Source organism: Polaromonas sp., from assembly GCF_018780625.1.
Lineage (GTDB): Bacteria > Pseudomonadota > Gammaproteobacteria > Burkholderiales > Burkholderiaceae_C > Polaromonas.
Window position 1 is genome coordinate 1 of record NZ_JADMJK010000044.1, and the last position, 4,623, is coordinate 4,623.

Consider the following 4,623-nt stretch of genomic DNA (forward strand, 5'->3'; position numbering starts at 1 on the left):
GCCTGGTCAGGGCGGCCTTCAGCACCGGCTTGCTGGCCCTGCTGGCGGCCTGTAGCAGTTTGCCATCGGCGCCTGGGTCGCCAAGCCCTTTGACGTCCCTCACGCCCTCATCGGTTGATGCCGCGCCTGTCGCCCGGATCACGCTCAAGGCAGTACCCGATGGCCCGACGAGCGATGACGCGCCTGCGGGCGATGAAAAATACCAGCTGACCGGTGAAGCCGCCAGGCAGTTCGAGCGTGGCCATGCATCCTGGTACGGCCCGCGTTTTCATGGCCGGCTCACGGCCAGCGGCGAGCGCTACGACATGTATGCGCTGACGGCCGCCCACAAAACCTTGCCTTTCGGCACTGTGGTGCGGGTACGCAGCAACGTCCTGGGGCGCGAGGTCGATGTCCGCATCAACGACCGCGGCCCGTTTGCGCCGGGCCGCGTGATTGATGTAAGCCGCGCGGCGGCGGAGGCGCTGGGCCTGGTGGATGCGGGGGTAGCCGAAGTGTCCTTGCTGCTGCCCTATCCCACGGCTGGCGAGGTCGAGCCTCTTCCCGTCGTGCGCAAAGCCCGACGCATCACGCGACGCGCCGCAGCCGTCAAGCGGCGCTGATTTTTCGGGCCGAAGCCGGACTTAGCCGCCGTGCTCCAGCGTAAAGCCCGCATTGCGGTCTTGCCCCAGCAGCGCCACCATTTGCGGCAGGGCCGCTTGCAGGTCGGCCTTGAGTGTGTGCGGCGGGTTGATGATGAACATGCCGCTGGCCGGCAGGCCGGGGCGAATCACTTCGCCGTCGGTGCCGGTCGTCAGCTTGCTGGACTTGACCGTCAGCGTGGCATGCAGCCAGCTTCGGTGCGCCTTGACGGCCAGGGTCTTGAGCTTGCGCGGCAGGTCATGCGCTTCCGGGCGCGGAATGATGGGGTACCAGACCACATAGGTGCCGGTGGCAAAGCGCTTGACGGCGTCCGCCATGCAGCCTGAGACGCGCAGATAGTCGGTCTTCATTTCGTAGCTCGGGTCGCACAGCACCATGGCGCGCCGGGCCGGTGGCGGCAAAAAGGTCTTGAGCGCTTCAAAGCCGTCCTCACGGGCGACCACCACCTGCCGGCCCACGCCAAGCTGCTCGATGTTGCCGGAAAGCGACTTGAAGTCGGTGGGGTGCAATTCAAACAGCTTGAGCTTGTCGCGCCCGCTCAGGAACTGCTGCTCGATGAACGGCGAGCCCGGGTAAATCTTGAGGTGGGCGGCCTCGCCGGTCTCGGCGAACTGGGGGTTCAGTTTGCGCAGCAGGTCCATGTAATCCTGCAAGGCAGGCGCCAGGGGCGCTGGCGGCGCTACTTTTTTGGTAGCTGCTTTTGATGCGTCCTCTTGGGCTAGCGCCGCTTTTTGGCCCAAAATGAGCTTGAAGATACCTTCGCGCGCTTCGCCGCTGGTTTCGGTGTAATCCCCGTCAAGCCGGTACAGGCCTGCACCCGCATGGGTGTCGATCACGGTCAGTGCCGTGTCTTTCTGGGTCAGGTATTTCATCAACGCGATCAGCGTGGTGTGCTTGAGGACGTCGGCATGGTTGCCTGCATGGAAGGCGTGGCGGTAAGAAAACATGCACGTATCGTACCTTCTTGAGGCTGTGAGGCAACACAAAATTGACGCAAGCCCTTGATTATTCATATAATCCGTGGCTCTGCAGCGCCAAGTGGTTCCGCGGCAGAGCTGCCTGGCGCGCTGCTGCCTGGCTTCACTTCGGTGGAGTTGGCCAGCAGCCACCAGGCAAATTACTACCTAAGAGGTTCTCATCAGAGGAACGCCGACCGTAGAAAAGAACCCGACAAACCCCTTTTAAAAAAGAGAAACTCATGAAAACCTTCAGCGCCAAACCCGCTGACGTGACGCACGAGTGGTTTGTGATTGACGCGACCGACAAGGTCCTCGGACGAGTAGCCAGCGAAGTTGCTCTCCGTTTGCGCGGCAAACACAAGGCCATTTACACGCCTCACGTCGACACCGGTGACTTTATCGTCATCATCAACGCAGCCCAGCTGCGCGTGACCGGTGCCAAATCGACCGACAAGATTTACTACCGTCACTCCGGTTATCCAGGCGGCATCACTGCCACCAATTTCCGTGACATGCAATCGAAATTTCCAGGCCGCGCCCTGGAAAAAGCCGTCAAGGGCATGCTGCCCAAGGGTCCGCTCGGTTACGCCATGATCAAGAAACTCAAGGTCTACGGTGGTGCAGAGCATCCGCATACCGCCCAACAGCCTAAAGTGCTGGAAATCTTAGGTACATCACGGGAGTCAGCCAAATGATCGGTGATTGGAACAACGGCACCGGCCGTCGCAAATCAAGCGTCGCCCGCGTGTTTCTGAAAAAAGGCACCGGCAAGATCACGGTCAACGACAAGGACATCCAGGTGTTCTTCGGTCGTCAGACCTCGATCATGATCTGCCGCCAGCCCCTGTTTCTGACGAACCACGTCGAGACGTTTGACATCATGGTCAACGTCCACGGCGGCGGCGAGTCCGGCCAGGCTGGTGCAGTGCGCCACGGCATTACCCGCGCCCTGATCGACTATGACGCAACGCTCAAGCCAGCGTTGAGCCAGGCCGGTTTTGTCACGCGTGACGCCCGCGAAGTCGAACGTAAAAAGGTCGGTTTCCGCTCAGCGCGCCGCCGCAAGCAGTTCAGCAAGCGTTAATTCCGCTTCCTGTCCCGAAAAAAGCCGCCATGGTTTGTGCCTGGCGGCTTTTTTCATGGATTCTCCAGGCCTGGCTTTGCGCGACGCGATGGTCACCGCCTTGTCGTCGGCTACGTGCACAATGCCCCCTCCGACCCCTAACAAGACAGGATCCCCTTGAAACTTCGCCTCTTTCGCCGCCGCCTGACCATCAGTTCTCCGCGCATGGCCGTGCGCAGTTCCTTGCCATGGCCACTGCGCTGGATCGCGGGCGCGCTGATGCTGGGGTTTTCTGGCGCCATTGCCCTGTGGGCTTTTGAAGTGGGCCAAGGTCTGGCCGGCCTGGACAGCTATGCCAAGGAAGAGCTGGCCCAGCTTCGTCAGGAAACCCTCAGCCTGCGTTCAGACCGCGACAAGGCGCAGTCGATCGCCAATACGGCCGACAGCCTCTTGACTGCGGAAAAGGCGCTGCAGGAGAAGATGATGGGGCAGGTCAGGCAACTGGAGCTTGACAACCGCAGCCTGCGTGACGACCTTGGTTTTTTTGAAAAGCTCCTGCCCACAGGCCCTGCTGACGCGGCCTCGATACGCGGCCTGCAGGCCGAAGTCCTGTCGGGCACCCAACTCAAGTGGCAGGTGCTGGTGATCCAGCCTGTCAAGGCAGGGGGCAATTTCAACGGCAAGCTGGAACTGACGCTTCAGGGGACGCAGGATGGAAAGCCGTGGCGCATGAGTCTGCCGGGCGGCCCGCAGCTGCTGCAGTTCAAGCAGTACCGCCGCATGGAAGGCGTGCTCGACTTGCCTGCGCGTACCGTGGTAAAAACCGTGACCGCAAAAATCATGGACGGCGGCGCCGTTCGTTCTGTTCAAACCTTTACGCTCTGATTCTCTCAAGGCCCACAGGAAGCTGCATATGTTTGGTAAAAAGAAGCAACCCCCCATCAAAAGTCTGATCGCCCAGGGCAGTTGCATTGAAGGAAACCTGGTATTTACCGATGGCCTGCGGGTGGACGGTGAGGTTCGTGGAAACATTCGCGCCAGCGAAGGCAGCGCCAGTATTTTGGTGATCAGCGAATCGGCCATCGTGACCGGGCTGGTTCAGGCTGACCATGTGGTCATCAATGGTCGCGTGGTGGGTCCCATCCACGCTACTGAATTGCTGGAGCTTCAGCCGAAGGCAAAAATTGAAGGCGATGTGTCTTACAAGGCACTTGAAATGCACCAGGGCGCGGCGATTACGGGGAAACTGTGCCCCATAGGCCTCCAGGCCCTTGAAGAAAAAACCATGCTGAAGCTGGCGGCCAACAATCCCTGAGGCCTTGTGTCTGATGCGCTTAACAGTAAAGCCTGCGGCTTAATACATGCCGGCGTTATGGTTGATTGTTTTGCTGTAGTATTTATCTATTGAATCTTGAATAACGGAGTACCCCATGAGCGCAGTTGCCGAAAACATCCAGACCGAAATGCCTTCCCCCTTTGTCTTTACCGACAGCGCCGCGTCCAAGGTGGCCGAGTTGATTGCCGAAGAAGGCAACCCGGACCTGAAGCTGCGCGTGTTTGTGCAGGGTGGCGGCTGCTCGGGCTTCCAGTATGGTTTCACCTTTGACGAAATCACCAACGAAGACGACACCACCATGACTAAAAATGGCGTGTCCTTGCTGATTGACGCCATGAGCTACCAATACCTGGTGGGCGCCGAAATCGACTATAAGGACGACTTGGAAGGTGCGCAGTTCGTGATCAAGAACCCCAACGCGACCAGCACCTGCGGTTGCGGCTCCAGCTTTTCTGCCTGAGCGCTCCACTTCCCGATGAAAAAAACCGCCTTCAAGGCGGTTTTTTGATTTCTGGCGCGTCATCAAGCGGGGTACAAGGCCCCCAGCACGCGCGGCCCGGCTGCCCCTGTCACGCCAGGCAGGTTGCCGGCTTGCCTGGCCAGCATCTGGCGGGCCAGCCACG

The 4,623-nt window shown here is 60.0% G+C and carries 7 protein-coding genes; 6 read left to right on the plus strand and 1 reads right to left on the minus strand.

Annotated features, from left to right (window positions below; all coding sequences use genetic code 11):
- The first annotated feature begins 2 nt into the window (after window positions 1-2).
- Entirely contained in the window at window positions 3-602 is a 600-nt protein-coding gene (locus tag IV091_RS03480) for a septal ring lytic transglycosylase RlpA family protein (protein ID WP_293465156.1), read from the plus strand.
- Between the two features lie 21 nt (window positions 603-623).
- Here the strand turns inward: IV091_RS03480 and rlmJ are convergent, their stop codons facing one another.
- Window positions 624-1,589, minus strand: a complete 966-nt coding sequence (gene rlmJ / locus IV091_RS03485) for a 23S rRNA (adenine(2030)-N(6))-methyltransferase RlmJ (RefSeq protein WP_293465159.1) — start codon at window positions 1,587-1,589, stop codon at window positions 624-626.
- A gap of 251 nt (window positions 1,590-1,840) precedes the next feature.
- Here rlmJ and rplM point away from each other — a divergent pair, with 251 nt between their 5' ends.
- From rplM to erpA, 5 genes are all read left to right on the plus strand, one after another.
- Window positions 1,841-2,296 (plus strand): 50S ribosomal protein L13, encoded by a 456-nt coding sequence (gene rplM / locus IV091_RS03490; protein WP_293465162.1) that lies wholly within the window; start codon window positions 1,841-1,843, stop codon window positions 2,294-2,296.
- Window positions 2,293-2,685, plus strand: coding sequence for a 30S ribosomal protein S9 (rpsI, locus tag IV091_RS03495; protein ID WP_293465164.1), 393 nt, complete (start codon window positions 2,293-2,295; stop codon window positions 2,683-2,685). The genes rplM and rpsI overlap by 4 nt, the downstream gene beginning before the upstream one ends.
- Before the next feature lie 156 nt (window positions 2,686-2,841).
- Entirely contained in the window at window positions 2,842-3,549 is a 708-nt protein-coding gene (locus tag IV091_RS03500) for a DUF6776 family protein (protein ID WP_293465166.1), read from the plus strand.
- A 28-nt stretch (window positions 3,550-3,577) separates the two neighbouring features.
- Window positions 3,578-3,979, plus strand: coding sequence for a polymer-forming cytoskeletal protein (locus IV091_RS03505; RefSeq protein ID WP_293465168.1), 402 nt, complete (start codon window positions 3,578-3,580; stop codon window positions 3,977-3,979).
- 115 nt (window positions 3,980-4,094) lie between these two features.
- The gene (gene erpA, locus IV091_RS03510; RefSeq protein WP_293465170.1) at window positions 4,095-4,460 is read left to right on the plus strand and encodes an iron-sulfur cluster insertion protein ErpA; all 366 of its coding nucleotides are present in this window, start codon (window positions 4,095-4,097) and stop codon (window positions 4,458-4,460) included.
- Window positions 4,461-4,623 lie beyond the last annotated feature (163 nt).